This is a genomic window from Kitasatospora sp. NPDC052868, assembly GCF_044547105.1.
In the GTDB taxonomy this organism is placed as follows: Bacteria; Actinomycetota; Actinomycetes; order Streptomycetales; family Streptomycetaceae; genus Kitasatospora.
The window spans coordinates 1-13883 of record NZ_JBITZW010000035.1 but is presented as its reverse complement, the minus strand read 5'-3'; the positions used below and the strand labels follow the sequence as shown (position 1 = coordinate 13883).

At 71.4% G+C, this 13883-nt stretch carries 18 protein-coding genes; 13 read left to right on the top strand and 5 right to left on the bottom strand.

Annotated features, from left to right (window positions below; genetic code table 11):
- The first annotated feature begins 39 nt into the window (after positions 1-39).
- The 5 genes from ACIGZJ_RS34390 (at position 40) to ACIGZJ_RS34370 (ending at position 2001) form a co-directional block, all read left to right on the top strand.
- The gene (locus tag ACIGZJ_RS34390; protein WP_396460961.1) at positions 40-423 is read left to right on the top strand and encodes a hypothetical protein; all 384 of its coding nucleotides are present in this window, start codon (positions 40-42) and stop codon (positions 421-423) included.
- Positions 420-1367, top strand: coding sequence for an ATP-binding protein (locus ACIGZJ_RS34385; RefSeq protein ID WP_396460960.1), 948 nt, complete (start codon positions 420-422; stop codon positions 1365-1367). Before ACIGZJ_RS34390 ends, ACIGZJ_RS34385 begins: the two co-directional genes overlap by 4 nt.
- A 19-nt stretch (positions 1368-1386) precedes the next feature.
- A complete protein-coding gene (locus tag ACIGZJ_RS34380; protein ID WP_396460959.1) occupies positions 1387-1533 on the top strand; it encodes a hypothetical protein in 147 nt (48 codons plus the stop codon).
- A 112-nt stretch (positions 1534-1645) separates the two neighbouring features.
- Positions 1646-1831, top strand: coding sequence for a hypothetical protein (locus ACIGZJ_RS34375; protein WP_396460958.1), 186 nt, complete (start codon positions 1646-1648; stop codon positions 1829-1831).
- Positions 1825-2001 (top strand): hypothetical protein, encoded by a 177-nt coding sequence (locus ACIGZJ_RS34370; protein WP_396460957.1) that lies wholly within the window; start codon positions 1825-1827, stop codon positions 1999-2001. The genes ACIGZJ_RS34375 and ACIGZJ_RS34370 overlap by 7 nt, the downstream gene beginning before the upstream one ends.
- A gap of 49 nt (positions 2002-2050) precedes the next feature.
- On the opposite strand, the gene ACIGZJ_RS34365 is transcribed toward ACIGZJ_RS34370, so the two are convergent.
- On the bottom strand, positions 2051-2272 hold the full coding sequence (locus ACIGZJ_RS34365) for a hypothetical protein (RefSeq protein ID WP_396460956.1): 222 nt from the start codon (positions 2270-2272) through the stop codon (positions 2051-2053).
- Positions 2273-2723: 451 nt separating this feature from the next.
- Here ACIGZJ_RS34365 and ACIGZJ_RS34360 point away from each other — a divergent pair, with 451 nt between their 5' ends.
- A complete protein-coding gene (locus ACIGZJ_RS34360) occupies positions 2724-2918 on the top strand; it encodes a hypothetical protein (protein WP_396460955.1) in 195 nt (64 codons plus the stop codon).
- Positions 2919-2981: 63 nt separating this feature from the next.
- Here the strand turns inward: ACIGZJ_RS34360 and ACIGZJ_RS34355 are convergent, their stop codons facing one another.
- On the bottom strand, positions 2982-3524 hold the full coding sequence (locus tag ACIGZJ_RS34355; protein ID WP_396460954.1) for a hypothetical protein: 543 nt from the start codon (positions 3522-3524) through the stop codon (positions 2982-2984).
- A gap of 808 nt (positions 3525-4332) precedes the next feature.
- Here ACIGZJ_RS34355 and ACIGZJ_RS34350 point away from each other — a divergent pair.
- The 5 genes from ACIGZJ_RS34350 (at position 4333) to ACIGZJ_RS34330 (ending at position 7814) form a co-directional block, all read left to right on the top strand.
- Positions 4333-4572, top strand: a complete 240-nt coding sequence (locus ACIGZJ_RS34350; protein WP_396460953.1) for a hypothetical protein — start codon at positions 4333-4335, stop codon at positions 4570-4572.
- A 9-nt stretch (positions 4573-4581) separates the two neighbouring features.
- On the top strand, positions 4582-5631 hold the full coding sequence (locus ACIGZJ_RS34345; protein ID WP_396460952.1) for a helix-turn-helix domain-containing protein: 1050 nt from the start codon (positions 4582-4584) through the stop codon (positions 5629-5631).
- A 226-nt stretch (positions 5632-5857) separates the two neighbouring features.
- Complete coding sequence (locus tag ACIGZJ_RS34340) at positions 5858-6532, top strand: hypothetical protein (RefSeq protein ID WP_396460951.1); 675 nt, start codon at positions 5858-5860, stop codon at positions 6530-6532.
- Positions 6529-7263, top strand: coding sequence for a hypothetical protein (locus tag ACIGZJ_RS34335; protein WP_396460950.1), 735 nt, complete (start codon positions 6529-6531; stop codon positions 7261-7263). Before ACIGZJ_RS34340 ends, ACIGZJ_RS34335 begins: the two co-directional genes overlap by 4 nt.
- Positions 7264-7541: 278 nt before the next feature.
- Entirely contained in the window at positions 7542-7814 is a 273-nt protein-coding gene (locus ACIGZJ_RS34330) for a hypothetical protein (RefSeq protein WP_396460949.1), read from the top strand.
- A gap of 161 nt (positions 7815-7975) precedes the next feature.
- On the opposite strand, the gene ACIGZJ_RS34325 is transcribed toward ACIGZJ_RS34330, so the two are convergent.
- Both ACIGZJ_RS34325 and ACIGZJ_RS34320 read right to left on the bottom strand, forming a co-directional pair.
- Positions 7976-8659: an HNH endonuclease family protein gene (locus tag ACIGZJ_RS34325; protein WP_396460948.1), complete on the bottom strand. Its 684-nt coding sequence runs from the start codon at positions 8657-8659 to the stop codon at positions 7976-7978.
- Positions 8660-8940: 281 nt separating this feature from the next.
- Positions 8941-9150, bottom strand: a complete 210-nt coding sequence (locus ACIGZJ_RS34320; RefSeq protein ID WP_396460947.1) for a hypothetical protein — start codon at positions 9148-9150, stop codon at positions 8941-8943.
- A 349-nt stretch (positions 9151-9499) separates the two neighbouring features.
- Between ACIGZJ_RS34320 and ACIGZJ_RS34315 the strand changes: the two genes are divergently transcribed.
- Entirely contained in the window at positions 9500-10219 is a 720-nt protein-coding gene (locus tag ACIGZJ_RS34315; RefSeq protein ID WP_396460946.1) for a hypothetical protein, read from the top strand.
- Positions 10220-10237: 18 nt separating this feature from the next.
- Positions 10238-10741, top strand: coding sequence for a Pycsar system effector family protein (locus tag ACIGZJ_RS34310; RefSeq protein ID WP_396460945.1), 504 nt, complete (start codon positions 10238-10240; stop codon positions 10739-10741).
- Between the two features lie 60 nt (positions 10742-10801).
- Here the strand turns inward: ACIGZJ_RS34310 and ACIGZJ_RS34305 are convergent, their stop codons facing one another.
- Complete coding sequence (locus ACIGZJ_RS34305) at positions 10802-13396, bottom strand: Helicase associated domain protein (protein WP_396460944.1); 2595 nt, start codon at positions 13394-13396, stop codon at positions 10802-10804.
- Positions 13397-13883 lie beyond the last annotated feature (487 nt).

Below are 13883 nucleotides of genomic sequence, written 5' to 3'. Positions count from 1 at the left end.
CACCCACCCCGCCGGCCCCTCCACCGAAGGAGAGCCCGCATGCCAACCACCCCACCACCCGCCCCACCCCTCACCCCGAGGCCAGCCACGGCCGTCGGCTACGCCTGCGCCGCCCCCGACGAGGCCTCCGCCGGACTGTTCACCGCCTGGTGCGAGCGCCGAGCAGCAGCCGACGGCTGGACGCTCGCCGGCCTGGTGACCGACACCGACGACCTGCTCCCCCTCGCAGAGCGCCCCGGCTGGCAGCACGTCACCGACCTAGCCGCCGCCGGAACCCTCGACGCGGTCATCACCGTCACCCGGCCGATGATCGGTCCCACCACCCGCGACTGGGTCCGCGTCTGCGACCACCTCGCTGGCCTCGGCGTCACCCTCACCACCATCGGCGCCGCCTCCCGCACCACCCCGGAACACGCCCGGTGACCGCCGACCGCACCCCGCAGCACCCCGCCGCGGTGTACCGCCTGACCCTCGCCGCCACCTCCCCCGACCCACACGAGCGCACCGCCTGCGTCCCCCCGGCCCGCAACGTCGTGCGCGCCGTCGCCACCGGCTGGGGCGTCACCGGCACCGCGCTGGACGACCTGGTCGCCGTCGCCGGAGAACTGCTCGCCAACGCCGCACTCCACGCCGGACCCGACCTGATCCACGCCCGGATCCTCCTGGACGCCGGTGGCAACCAGCTGCGCATCGAGGTCGCGGACAGGGCGGCCGCACTTCCACGGGCAGTGACCGGACCCGGCGACGACCGGGAAGTCACCGGCAGAGGCCTGCTGATCGTCCAAGCGCTCGCCGACCGCTGGGGTGCCGACCCCACACCCGCCGGAAAGGCCGTCTGGGCCGAGCTCGACCTACCGCAGCCGCTCGACGAGTTGGCCGTCGCCGCCCGGGCCCGCCAGGAGAACGCCCGGGCCGACTACACGGCAGCCGCCCGCATGGGCACCGCCCCCGTCCGGCTGCCCACCTCCCGCCGACCCCCAGCCGGCCACCCCTCGGGGCCGCAGCCGAGCGCCCACTGCATGCCCGGGACCGTCGTCCGCCTCCGAGGCCCTGCTCCAGCCCGCCCTCGCCTCTTCCCGTCAAGGCGACAGACGTCGAACCCCGTCCAGCCCCCACCTCGCCGCCGACCAGACAGCACCGCTCAGCCAAGCCGCCCCCACGTCGGCTTCCCGCAGCCCGGCTGCCCGCCCGGGCCGCCGCCGCCGTCCTTGGACCCCCTGCAGCAGCCGACCGTCGATCGGGCCCGCGAGGCACTCCCGCCCCGCTGCCGCACAGGGACCGCGCCGCGGCCGACAGGGCGCAGTAGCCTGGGCGGCCGGCTTTCGAACGGGAACCGAGGAGGTATCCGTGTCTGCTGTGAACCGTGACCTCTCCATACTCGGCACCATGGCCGAATCGGATATCCGGCCACCGGACGGACCCGTGTCGGAGCGGGTCCGCGCCGTCGTCGCCGCCCATGCCCGCGGTCCCGAGGACGAGCAGCTGCTCCTGTCCGCGCTCGGCCTGGAGGGGCCAGCCGATCAGGCCCTGTGACGCGGCCCGCCGACCGTGGAACCCACCGCATCGTAGACGCACACCGGGTCTGGCCTGCCCGCGAAGCACGGCCTACAGTGACCGGACGATCAGCCTCACCCGGGGAGTTCCTGTGGCCAAGCCGCTTTCCGCCGCGATCCTGTTCGACTCGATCTGGGGCGGCGAGACGCCGACAGCACCCGCACGCGGGCAGGGGCCCGTTATCGACTGGAGGGAGCTGCGCAAGCTCCTCGACGACAACGGCCACGGCAAGGTGAGCATCGACGTCATGGCCGACAGCAGCATTCGGCTGTGGTGACCCGTTCCGCCACCCGGCAGGACTGCAGCCGGACACCGCTGGCCGACCAGCTCTCCGAAGGCGCCGCGCTGATCACCGAGATCGGCGCGTACGGCCCCGGAGGCCGCGCCCACTACGAACCCTGCCCGGCCGACCCGCGCCGCTGGGGCTGGTGCGGCGACACGCCCTGAACCGGTGCCGGCCGGACCGCCCGCGGGCAGTCCGGCCGGCACCGGCCTTTCAGCGCAGGGTCAGCTGGATGTGCTCGGCCAGGAGCTGCACCGCCCAGATGGCGGCCGTCGCGCCGACGTGTCCGGTGAGGCGGGCCAGGATCTGGCCGCGCATCCGGTCCGGCGACCGCCAGGGCGACCGCACCGCCGCTGGCACGGCCGCCGCCGCCCGCCGTTCGACGCCGTCCCACCCCGCCGCACTGTGCTCCCCGTGCGGCCTCATCTCGTTCACGATGCTCTCCATTCGTCTCGTACGGATCGGTGAAGACGAAGGCCGACAGGCCGGAGTGCAGGGGCACGCTGTGGCGTGTCCGGACCGGTTTCCGGGGCCTTCGGAGCCGCACAGTAGGCCCGTGAGAACGCCGGTCAACCCCCCGCCGGAACCGGTTCCGGCGCCGACCGCAGAGGTGCCCCCGCCCATGCACGGGACGCCCTCTACACCACCCAGGACGCCGGTCAACCCCCTCCCACCAGCACCGATCCACGAGCGCCCGGACCCGAGCCCAGAGCCCGCCCACACTTGATGGGAACGAATGCTTGAATTAAGTGGAGGGGTGGCCAGCGTCATTCCGTTCTCCCAGCCCCGCCACCCGGACCACCGGCCCGGAGACGCGGCTCGGGCGCCCCAGGAGTTGATGTCGGGTCCCGGCCGGTGCTGGGACGCCGATCCCCGCTGGCGGTGGGTGGACATCCGCATCGCCGGCCGATGGCGGCCGGGCCGCGTCGAGCGCTGGCGCCTGCACCACGGTTCGACCCACTGGGTCGCCCTGGTCCGCTGGGGCCCGGACACCCTGGACTGGTCCTGGTACCTGTACGACCCCGCCACGATCCGCCAGGTCCCCGAACCGACCGACCCGCACGGCCCGGCCGCCTGGTAGAAGCTGCCCCGTATGAGCGGAACCCCGCCGCAGGGCCGCGGCGGGGCACACGGCCGCCTGGTGTCAGACGAGGCCGGCTGCTGCGGCAAGCTGTGCCACGTTCATCGTGTGCTGCAGCGGTGCAGGCTTCCAGCCCAATGCCTCCTGCACGAAGCCGCCCTTGTCGCGACGGTGCTCGTTCCACCCCAGGTCCTCGACCGGCAGCCGCAGCCAGTTCAACGGCTCGCCGCTGACCGCGTGCACGGGCGGGGTGAAGTGGGTTCGGAAGTCCTCAAGGCCCTCCAGGCCGGGCACGTGCTGCTGGAACGGCGCACCCTCGAAGACCCGGTCCGGACGGTCGGGCGAGGTGATGAACCAGGAGATGGAGACCTCGCCAGCCACATACCGGCCCGGGTGGTCGGCCGCCAGGTGGTTCTGGCGGCGCCCGGCCCACTTCAGGTAGAGGTCGCGGGCGCTGATCTCCTCGGGCAGGTAGTCATCGGACATCGACGAGTAACTCGCCTCCCACACAAAGGCGAGCTGGCAGATCAACTCCCCGGCGCCATGCAAGCGGGGGCGGAATCGCCACGGAGTGTCGGCGGGGTACGGCTGGACGATGCTGCTCATCGTGGCTCCTCAAGGGACCTGTTAAGGCGCCGATGCCGGCGCGAGCCTCACTGTGGCCGAGCACGCAGAACTGTCGCCAGCACGCTTGCGTCGACCCTTCCGCCCCGTCACAATGCGCGCGCCGCCAGGGCTGACATGGAGCGCGGTTTGCCGGCATCGCCGTTCGGGTCGGCGCCGACGAGGCCCTGTCGGCCGACCCGGCGGCCGCTCTGGATCCGGCCAGTGCGGCCCCGCTGCCCGCCGGCCGCGGCACCCCCCCGACTGCTGTACCGGTGCTCGACCCGGGTGACACGGCTTCCCCGCTCGCCAGGCGATGAAGGCGAGCGGGGAAACAGCAGAGGGTGGCCACACCCGGTAGGTGCGAGCCACCCTCATGGGCGCCGCGCTGGAAGTCGCGGTGATGCCCGATCCCTGTTCGTGGTGCAGCCACTGCGCCAGGGAAGGTCCCCGACCCGATGGCCGGAAAACAGCGCCACCGGAAGACTGTCATCACACCGGCCAGGTCGGCAATCCCCCATGGTCGAAATTGAATGAACCCGTAGTGTTTACCCACTATGACCTGGGACAACGCTGAGGATCGAACTTCAGGGGACATCAATTCGGCACCTTTTCGGGCGAGCCCGATGGTCGATTGTGAATCAATCCGCCTGCTCCTCCTGATACGGATTGTGATCGCCGCGTCACCGGTGAGAGGATCACACCGGTCCGGCGCCCAGGGGTCTGGAAGCCCCGCCGGACCGTAGTAGGTGCAGCCGCTCAGTCGCGTCCGCAAGCCGGGCGCGACTGAGTCTGATTGAGGGAAGAACACATGCGCTCGATCCACACCACCGCCCCGCAGGTTCCGGACCGTCCCGGACGTTCCCTGACCGCGGCCGAGGCCGCCATCATCATCGTCATCGTGCTCCTGGCCGGCGCCCTGGCCGCCGCCGGACTGCCCGTCTTCGGCGTCATGGAACTCGTCGGCGCCGCCGCCTACCTCGCCTGCCGGACCATCAAGGGCCTGCGCGAGCAGCCCCCCGCCGACCAGGCTCTGGCCGACGCCACCTGATCCCGGGCCATGGGACGGCGTGAGAACGCCGTTGCCAAGGTCACGGACCAGCTGACGGATCTGGCGCTGTGGCTGCGCGCCCAGCGCCAGAACCGCAACCTGACCTACGCGGCAATGGCCGAGAAGACCGACTACACCGCCTCCATGCTCTCCCGAGCCGCCAGCGGCGCGACAGTCCCCTCCTGGAGAATCGTCGAGGCCTACACCCGGGCATGCCAGGGTGACCTACGCACCGCCCACCGGCACTGGAAGGCCGCCCGCTGGGCCGAACAGCACCGCCGCCGCCGCGAACGCACCGACGAGATCCCCCTCGCCGCCTTCGCCGCCAAGTACTACAACGTCTTCGCCACCAAGCCCCAGCTCATCGACGACTTCACCAAACTGCGCGTGGGCATGATCGGGCTGCGCGCCAAGGGCGGCGAGCCGTCCCTCGAGGAACTGCAGAAGCGAGCCGGCCGGATGTCCAACGGCGGTTGGCGCTTGCCCGCGAGCAGCCTGAGCGCGGTCCTGCGCTCCGAGGCGGTCCCGATCCGCCGCCATGTCACCGCGCTGGTCACCGTCATGGGCGAGGCGCCGCGGACGGTCCGGGCCTGGGGCGAGGCGTGGGACCGGGCGGCCGGCAAGACAAGGCGCCGGACAGGACCGGGTCCCCACCCTGCCCACCGTGCCCCTCGTACGGACGCCGCCCCACAACCGATGCGGGGCTTCCTGCTGGAGGGAGCGGAGATCCGCATCGCGGACATCCCACCCCAGGGCCGCGTGCCGAACCCTTTCGCGGACACCACGGTCAGGATCCTGGTCCGGACCGACACCGGCACTGACCCCGGGGCCGGCGCCGCGAGCGGGCTCAAGGCCGAGGACGTGGAGTTCCTGACCACCCACGGTCTGACCGTTGCACAGCCCCGCCCCGGCCAACCCCGCTCAGACATCGGCCCCACCCTCCCACTGCCACCGGCCGGCTACACCGCCGCGGGCCTGCCCATCCGTGTGCCCCGCCGCAGCCTTCCCCCACCGGCCTTCGGCGGCACTGCAGGCCCGACCCTTGCATGGCGCCACTAGCCGCCACCCGAACCCCGCCACCAGCGAACCCGTCCACCCCGACCTACTCCGGGGGGAGAACGCCATGACACCAATCCATCCCGGACAGCGACCCCAACCAAGCTGGTCGCCCGCAGCGCCGACCGTCGTCGCGACTCCCGGGAGGTGCTCAAGGTCCTCGTCCGCCGCAGCAGCCGCTGATCGGCTGACGTTTGATCACTTGGGCAAGTTATCGAACAATAGTTCTATGACCTCAGCTGTGCCGTTCTCCCGCCCCCGGTATCCCGATGGGCAACCGGGGGATGCCGAGCGGGCGCCGCGGGAGCTGATGACGCTGCCCGGCCCCTCCCGGGACGTGCGCAGGTGGCGCCTGGTGGAGATCCGGCTCGGCGGCCGGTGGCGGCCCGGGCTGCTCACGGTGTGGCGCCGCCCGCCCGGCAGCCCGCGCTGGGTGGTCCACGTGCGCTGGGACGACGACGCGACCACGGCCGGCGGGCAGGCCTGGGGCTGGTTCCTCTACTCGGAGCAGACGGTGCGGCCGCTGCCCGAGCCTGCCGGTCCGGCGCCGGTCGCCGGGCCGTACTTCGGCCGGTGGCGGGACGCCGTCGCGGTGCCGGCCGAGATGGCCGGCGCTCCCGACCCAGGGGGTGCGGACCGGTGCTGGCGGCTGGCCTGGGTCCGCGCCGAGGGCCGGTGGTGCTCCGGTCTGGTCACCGCCCGGCGCCGCCCGGGTCCCGGTCCGTGGATCGCGCACGTGCGCTGGGGCGAGGGCGCGCAGGCCGCCGCCTGGGTGATCGCCGACGCCGCAGTCCTGCAGCCCGTGCCCCCGGACACCGAGCCCGCCCGCACCGACGAGCCGGGCCCGTCCCCGGCCGCCGCCCTGCCCGCCGGCGACCCCACTTCCGGCCGGGTGGCCCGGTGAGCGCGCTCGCCGCCATCCACGATCAGGCCGCAGCCGAGCGCGCCGAGCACCTGGCCGACCTGCTGGAGGTGACCAGCCCGGCCACCCGCGCCCGCCAGGCCCAGGCCGCGGTCCTGCCGGTCCTGGAACCGCTCGCCGGGCTGCTGCCGCACGGCGGCCTCGCCAAGGGCACCGTCACCGAGGTCACCGACCCCGGGCTGCTCCTCGCGCTCGCCGCCGGACCCGCCACCGCGGACCCGCACGCCTGGACGGCCGCGATCGGGATGCCGACCCTGGGCCTCGCCGCGGCCGCCGGATACGGCCTCGACCTCCAGCGCCTGGTCGTCGCCGACCACCCCGGCGACCACTACCCGGAGGTCCTCACCGCCCTCGCCACCGCCTGCCCCGTCATCATCGCCGCCGCTCCCGACCACCTGCCGCCCCGCACCACGGAGCGCCTCGCCGCCCACCTGCGCCGCACCGGCACCGTCCTCATCACCCCCGGCCCCTGGCCCGGCGGCGCCCGGCTACGCCTGGAGGTGACGGCGCGGGCGTGGTCGGGGCTGGGAGACGGGTGGGGTCAGCTGACCGGGCGCCGGGTGACGGTCGAGGTGTCCGGGCGCGGGGCCGCGGCCCGCCCGCGCAGCGCGCAGTTGTGGCTGCCGGACGCGAGCGGCAGGCTCAGCGCCGTAGCCGAAGCGGTCGGCGCCGGCGCGGTTCCGGGGAGCGCGGCGGCGGCAGCGTCGGCGTAGTGGCAGGGGCCGGGTCCTGCCGGGCGTCGTCCGCGCCGCCGTGGCGGCGGCTGACCGAGTCGATCGAGGAACGGGTCGGCGGCGCACCGGCCGACGGAGCCGCGGCGGGCAGGTGTCTTTGGCACCGGGGCGCTGCGGAGATGGCGAGAGGGTGGTGCACCGAGGTGCTCCGCCGCTACCTCACCGCCATCGCCGCCGCGCGCCCTCCTCGCCCTCCTCCCCTCCGCAAGCCCTGACCACCTGTCGACCTGCCAGTGCCGCCTGGGATGCTGGCGGCCATGGACGACGAGGCGCTCATGCGCGGCCGGGTGTACGGGGCCGACCACGACGACCCGGACCCCGGCCCGCAGCCGGGCCACGAATACCGGGAGCTGGTCGGCGGCCCGCTCGACGGGCTGCTCCTGGATGTCACCGGCTGGGACGCCGAGCAGCTCGCCGATGGCGCCGCGCTGATCACCGAGATCGGCGCCTACGGCCCCGGCGGGCGCGCCCACTACGAGCCGCGCCCCGCGGACCCGCGCCGCTGGGACTGGGCCGGCGACACCCCCTGACACGCTCTCGGCCTGTCGGGCCCCGGTGCCACCACGGCGGTGACACCGGGGCCGCGCAACGCCAGGGCCCGCCCATCGTGCTGTCCGCGCCGCCGGGCCGTGCGGTGCCGGGGCGGCGCCGGATCGGTTGGGGTCCGGTGTTGCGGTTCCGGGTATGGAGGTCAGCGGGCGAGGGTAATGGTCAGGGTGTCGTTGGGGCAGGTCGCGCCGAGGTCGCGCAGGACGGTCTTCTCGGTGGTGTCCACGGTCTGGCCCCAGCGTGTCTTGGAGACGGTCCAGCGGGCGACGTAGTCGCACTTCTCGGTCTCGACCGGACGCCACTCGGCGATGTCCTTGTCGGACTTCTGCCTGTTCGAGCGGGCGGTGACGGCGACCAGGTCGCGGGGCTCGTCCAAGTCGTTGGCGTACGCCTGGCGCTCGGCCGCGCTCCAGTTCGAGGCCCCGCTGTCCCAGGCCTCGGCAAGCGGCACCACATGATCCACATCCAGGCCGGCGGCGTCGGTGACGGTCACCCCGTCGTAGATCGAGTACCAGACGCCGCCGGTCAGCGAGCAGCCCGGGCCGACCTCCGGCGCGACGACCGCCTCTCGGAGGATGACCTCCTTCCTGGTGTTGCAGCCGTCGCGGTCCGCGTCGATCCAGTGCCTGAACTTCGTCCTTTCGTAACCAGCCCGGTTCTCGTCCGCGACGGGCAGTGCCTCGATCGCGTCCCGCAGCGGGATGGTCACTTCCTCGCCGGCCGCACGATGCGGCGCGGCGGAGCCGGCGGCGTGGGTGGGCGAGGCGAGCAGGCCGAGGAAGGCGGCGGCCGAGAGGACAGGCACGAGTACGGGACGTGTGCGCACGAGGTCTCCAGGAATGGGCAGGCAGCAGGACCGCACGGCGCAACGACGCCCGGCCGCAGTGGTCACGGCGCCTGACCGAAGTTCACCGTGTCCGGTAGACGTTTCGGCGGGCAAGCATGGACGACGAGGCACTGATGCGCGGCCGGGCTCGGCCGCGGCTCCGGTACCACCGCCGTGGTGGTACCGGAGCCGCGGCACAACGGGCCCGCGTGCACCGTGGCATCGCGCCGTCGGCGCCGCCGGGCCATTCGGTGGTGGCCCGCCGCACCTGGCGGGCGGGCCTACGCGATGAAGTCGGACAAGACCTGCAACACCTTCAGCCCGATCCTCGAGCCGAGCTCGCTGGCGGTTCGGACCAGGATCAGGCCGGGCAGCCGGTCCGGCGACCACCAGGCCGGGTGGCCAACCGGGTCCGCCGTCGTGCGGCGGCGCTCGGCCCCGTCCCACCCCGCCGAGCCCGGCTCCTCGCCGCGCGGCTTCGTCTCGTCCATTGCCATCTCCTTCTGCGTCGTGTGCGGTGGGTACGGGCCGCGGACGGGAGGACCAGGGCGCAGGAGGGCGCCACGGGCCCGCTTCCGGCGGTCCGTGGTGCCAGACGCTAGGCACGGGAGACGGCGGGTCAAGAGAGGGACAGGTACCAGTTTCGCCGACAGCATCAGCCCAGTGAGGTGCAGGACCAGCGGACGGTACACCGCTCGGACGGCTGGTCAACCCCACGCCCGGAAGCGGCTTCTGCGACCTGCCCAGCAGACCGACAACACGGTTCGAGAAAGGCCATGTTGGTTGTCAGAGGGCGGTGCTATTTTCGGGCCAAGCGCACGTATGAGAAGTGGATGACATATGGCACTTGGTGACGAGCTGCGGGCCGATCTGGCGAAGTTGATCGGCGAGCCGTGGAACATCCGGGACGGCAGGGTCGTGCCAGGCACGAAGGACGTCGGACTCTTCTCGAACGACGCGGTCAAGCTGGATGCGGTCTACCTCTATGCCGACCTGCTCGGCTCGACCAAACTGGCGCGGGACTTCACTCCGCAGACGGCCGGCAAGGTCATCCGGGCGTCTCTGCGGACGGCCTCGCGTCTGATCAAGGGGTTCGACGGGCAGATCCGTAGCTACGACGGTGACCGCGTTATGGGCATCTTCATCGGGGACTCCAAGAACACCAACGCGGGCAAGGTCGCTCTGCGGCTCAACTGGGCGATGACCAACATCGTTCAGCCTGCCCTGTACAAGGAGCTCCCCACGCTTAAGAGCGCCGGATACCAGCCCCGCATGTGCGTGGGCATAGCCTCCGGCGAGACTTTCATCGCCCGAGCCGGAGTCAAGGACAGCAGCGACCTGGTCTCCATCGGTCGCGCGCCCAACGTGGCGGCGAAGCTCAGCGACATCCGCCAGGGGAGGTACCGAACCTTCATCACCAAGGACGTCTACAACCGCCTCGAAGCTGCGGTCAAGCGCACGAAGAAGGGCGAGGGGGAGGACATGTGGGAGATGTTCACCCAGGAGGTCGCGGGTGAGCGGATGACCATCTATCGGTCCAGCTACTGGTGGTCGTTCTAGCCACGGAAGAGACACACCATGACGAACCCGAATGAGGCAACCGAGACGGCCTGGCGGATCCACGGCGCGATCGGTGAATGGACGGCGCGGGTGGACGCGAAGGCGTCGTTCGCGCTGACCCTAGAGTCGGCGGCGGCGGCCGGCATCGTAGCTCTGTCCGCAGACGACCACATCTTCGCCCACATCCACAGCTGGGGCGCGCGCTCGCTGCTCTGGACCGGAACCATCCTCATCCTGGCCGGCGCCGTGTTCGCCATCCTGGTCGTCATCCCACGCCTACGTGCGGCACACACAAAGGCAGAGGCGCCCGACAACTTCATCTACTTCGGTCACCTCATACACCGCGAGAAGACCGAACTCGCCACCGCCCTCCAACAGACAGACATGCTGCCTGTACTGAGCCAGCAGCTGATCGAGATGAGCAAGATCACGTGGGCTAAGCATCGACACGTCCAGTACTCCTTCCTGCTCTTCGCCATCGGCGCCATACTCGTCTTCCTCGCCGGAATAGCGGCGGCCTAAGTATTGAAGAACACCACGTACGGGAGAGGGCGGCCCCCGGTAAGGGACCGCCCTCTCCCGCTACGCCCACTCCACGCCGTGTTCGGCGAGCTGTGCGAGCTGGCCCGGGGTCAGCTTCGCCCGGCGGGCCTTCTGGTTGTTGAGCCAGGTACCCAGCGCGAAGTGCGACACCACTACCTGTTCCTCACCTCCGGGCCCGGCCTCCACGGTCTCCAGCGGCTCCTTGTGCGGGCGAGGCACCCGGGGATGCCGCTCGCGCTCGACGAAGGCGGTCAGCGCGGCCAGGCCCTGGGCGAACCGGTCTGTGCGGGACACTGTCGGCTTCGCCTCCGCGGCGGCCTTGGCGGCCACCAGCTCGGGGTCGGCCTCGATGCCGATCGCGGCGAGCAGGTCCCGTTGGTCCTCCTCCAGGCCGGGCCACCCGCCGCGCTGCGCCTGCACCCAGCGGCCGAGCTGCTCGCCCTCGTACACCGTCTCCACCGGCAGCACCGTCCAGTCGACCAGGCCGTCGGACTCCAGCCACCACTGCCGGGCGGTGGCGTAGGCGCGCTGCCAGGTGATCGGCCAGGCCGGGCACCACCACGGGTCGATCTCCTCCAGCGCCCGACGCCGCTCGGGCGACAGCGCTCCCTGCTCGCCCGTCGGCACCTGGGCCGCGGCCCGCAGCTCGGACAGCCAGGTGCCGATCGCGTACCCGCCGACCGAGGCCCGCGCCGGCGCGGCCAACGATCCGCCGTGGTCCTTCGCCCACACCCGCGCCCAGTCCAGCCCGGCCCCGAACCGGGCGTCGGAGACGGACCAGATCATCCCGAACCCGTCCAGCTGCGTCACCCGCCATGACGCCAGCTCACCCGCCGCATTTTCCGCCCGCCGGTCCGACAACCACTTGCCCAAAGGGAAGTTCTGATTTTCTCCAACCAATGCCGAATAGGGAACATCGAGACCGCCGGTCTCCTTGAACCAGTGCCGTACGTGACTGATCGCCTCACGCCACAACTGCGTCTCGCTCGTCAGTACCCGCGAGGCGATGAACAACGCCAGGACGTCATCACCCGGGTCGCTCTCGAACCGCACCGGCAGCGTGAACGCCCCCGCCCCGCCAGCACCCCCACCACTGCCCTCACCAGGGGCGAAGGCCGCCTCGGCGCTGCGCCCGGTGGTCCGCTTCCCGGACTTCTGGGGCACCGCCAGGGCCTCGACCATGCGGGTGTCGTGTGACCTCAAGGCGGTCAGGATTTTGACGAGCCCGCCATAGCTGTCCGACTCCAGGATGTCCCCGGGCTTCTCCCCGGGCTTGAAGAAGACCGGCACGATGAGGCTCGCCATCTTGCCCTCGCCGGGCTTCATCCGCAGGGCCCGGCCGACGGCCTGGACGATATCGACCATGCTGCCCCGGCCCATGAGGAGGATCGAATCCGCATTCGGGATATCGACTCCCTCGCCCATGATCTTGCACTGCGAGATCACCCGATAGCTCAGACCATCGTCTTCCTCGTCCTGTCCGAACTCATCGATGACCTCCTCACGGAAATCCACGGAGTGCTCGCCGGAGAGCCACTGCGCCCAGATTTCCTCCGGGTATTTCTCCGGGTTCTGGAAGTGCAGCCGTTCTACCGTCTGGTTCAGCGTCTCGCTGAAATACCGCGCCTCAAGGGTGCGGTTGTGGAAGGTGATGGTGCGCTTCAGGCCGCGCTCCGCGGCCACCTTGAGGAGGCCGGCCTGCATCGCGGCCAGGTGCTCGGCCGGCACCTCGTCCTCGCTCCCGTCCTGCGCCTCGCCGACCCCGGCCCCCCAGGGCACCGGCTGCTTGCCGGCCTGGTCGCGGTCGGCGAGCGGGTCGCGCAGCTCCAGCACCACCACCTCGAACGGCGCCAACAGGGATTTCTCGATTGACTCGGCCAGTCCTAGCGAGAACACGTGGGGCCCGTAGACGCGCACGTCGTCCATGGACACCGCGAGCTCCTCAGGCAGCGGCTGGTGGGCCCCTTCGCGGGCCTTGAGCATCCGCGTCGGCGGCGCCCAGATACGCGGGGTGGCGGTCATGTAGCACCTGCGGGCCGCCGGGATGGAGGCCTGGTCGTGCACCACCGTCCACGACTTCTCGACACTGCCGGAGGACCGGTGCGCCTCGTCGCAGACCATCAGGTCCAGCTCGGGCAGCAGCTCCTGCTTCTCCCTCGCCCAGTAGGCGTAGGCGTCGCGCACCGCGCCGACCGAGGCGTAGGTGGCGAACAGCGTCATCGGCCGCCGGCCCCTGGCCGCCTTGGAGATCCAGTCCCCGACGATCAGCCCGCTGGTGGAGGCCAGCACCCCGGCCGGGAGCTCCTTCTGCATCAGGGAGCACACCGCGTGCATCTCCCCGGCCCGGCCGGCCTCCCGCCACGAGCCCATCATCTGGAGCAGCAGGTTCAGGGTGGGCACCACCACCAGCACCACACCGCGGGGCGCCAGCCGCTGCCCGGCCACCGCCCCCACGTAGCTCTTGCCAGTGCCGGTGGCCATCTGCACCGTCACCCGCAGACCGTCCGGTGCCACCTGCCCAGGACGCAGCGTCAGCCCCCGCACGATGGCCGCCAGGGCCTCCTCCTGGTGCCCCCGCAGCGTGACACCCCTGGTGGCTTCCACGGCCAGCAGACCCGGCTTTACGACACCCACGGAACTTCTCTCCCCTCACCCGAATTCACGACCCCGCACACGGCATCTCACGGGATTCCCTGGCAGTGCGATCCTGATACATTCACCAGCCGACGACCGGAAAGCTTCGGACTGGAATTCAAGTCACTTCACGACAGCTATCCGGCAGGCTATCAGTCGGACGCCAAGATTTCTTGGGAATCTGCCAGAAGTGGGGTCCGCAGGCTCGCTGCGGCGGGATCTTCTGACGGTGCAAGGTTGATACACTCGGTCTCGTTGCTCACCCTCCCAAGGTAGCGCACCCCGACCCCTCATGGAGGTGAAACAGTGGACTGGACCACGGTCTAGACCAATCTGGCGGGAGTGAAGCCGACCCGCACGCGCCCCCTCGGCGCCCACCCCTCCCCTAGTCAGCCTGTCGTGAGTTCAGCCAAAATGCCAGTTCAGCGATGTGAACGGGCATCAGCCCACCGGAACCATGGAGCGGAGCGGAGTGGTGCCGGCCCGA

What these genes read in the sequence shown, in the direction of transcription:
- ACIGZJ_RS34310 (WP_396460945.1), top strand. Translation starts at nt 10,238, where the DNA reads ATGACGAACCCGAATGAGGCAACCGAGACGGCCTGGCGGATCCACGGC.
- ACIGZJ_RS34330 (WP_396460949.1), top strand. Translation starts at nt 7,542, where the DNA reads ATGGACGACGAGGCGCTCATGCGCGGCCGGGTGTACGGGGCCGACCAC.
- ACIGZJ_RS34345 (WP_396460952.1), top strand. Translation starts at nt 4,582, where the DNA reads ATGGGACGGCGTGAGAACGCCGTTGCCAAGGTCACGGACCAGCTGACG.
- ACIGZJ_RS34315 (WP_396460946.1), top strand. Translation starts at nt 9,500, where the DNA reads ATGGCACTTGGTGACGAGCTGCGGGCCGATCTGGCGAAGTTGATCGGC.
- ACIGZJ_RS34355 (WP_396460954.1), bottom strand. Translation starts at nt 3,524, where the DNA reads ATGAGCAGCATCGTCCAGCCGTACCCCGCCGACACTCCGTGGCGATTC.
- ACIGZJ_RS34340 (WP_396460951.1), top strand. Translation starts at nt 5,858, where the DNA reads ATGACCTCAGCTGTGCCGTTCTCCCGCCCCCGGTATCCCGATGGGCAA.
- ACIGZJ_RS34320 (WP_396460947.1), bottom strand. Translation starts at nt 9,150, where the DNA reads ATGGACGAGACGAAGCCGCGCGGCGAGGAGCCGGGCTCGGCGGGGTGG.
- ACIGZJ_RS34390 (WP_396460961.1), top strand. Translation starts at nt 40, where the DNA reads ATGCCAACCACCCCACCACCCGCCCCACCCCTCACCCCGAGGCCAGCC.
- ACIGZJ_RS34380 (WP_396460959.1), top strand. Translation starts at nt 1,387, where the DNA reads ATGGCCGAATCGGATATCCGGCCACCGGACGGACCCGTGTCGGAGCGG.
- ACIGZJ_RS34350 (WP_396460953.1), top strand. Translation starts at nt 4,333, where the DNA reads ATGCGCTCGATCCACACCACCGCCCCGCAGGTTCCGGACCGTCCCGGA.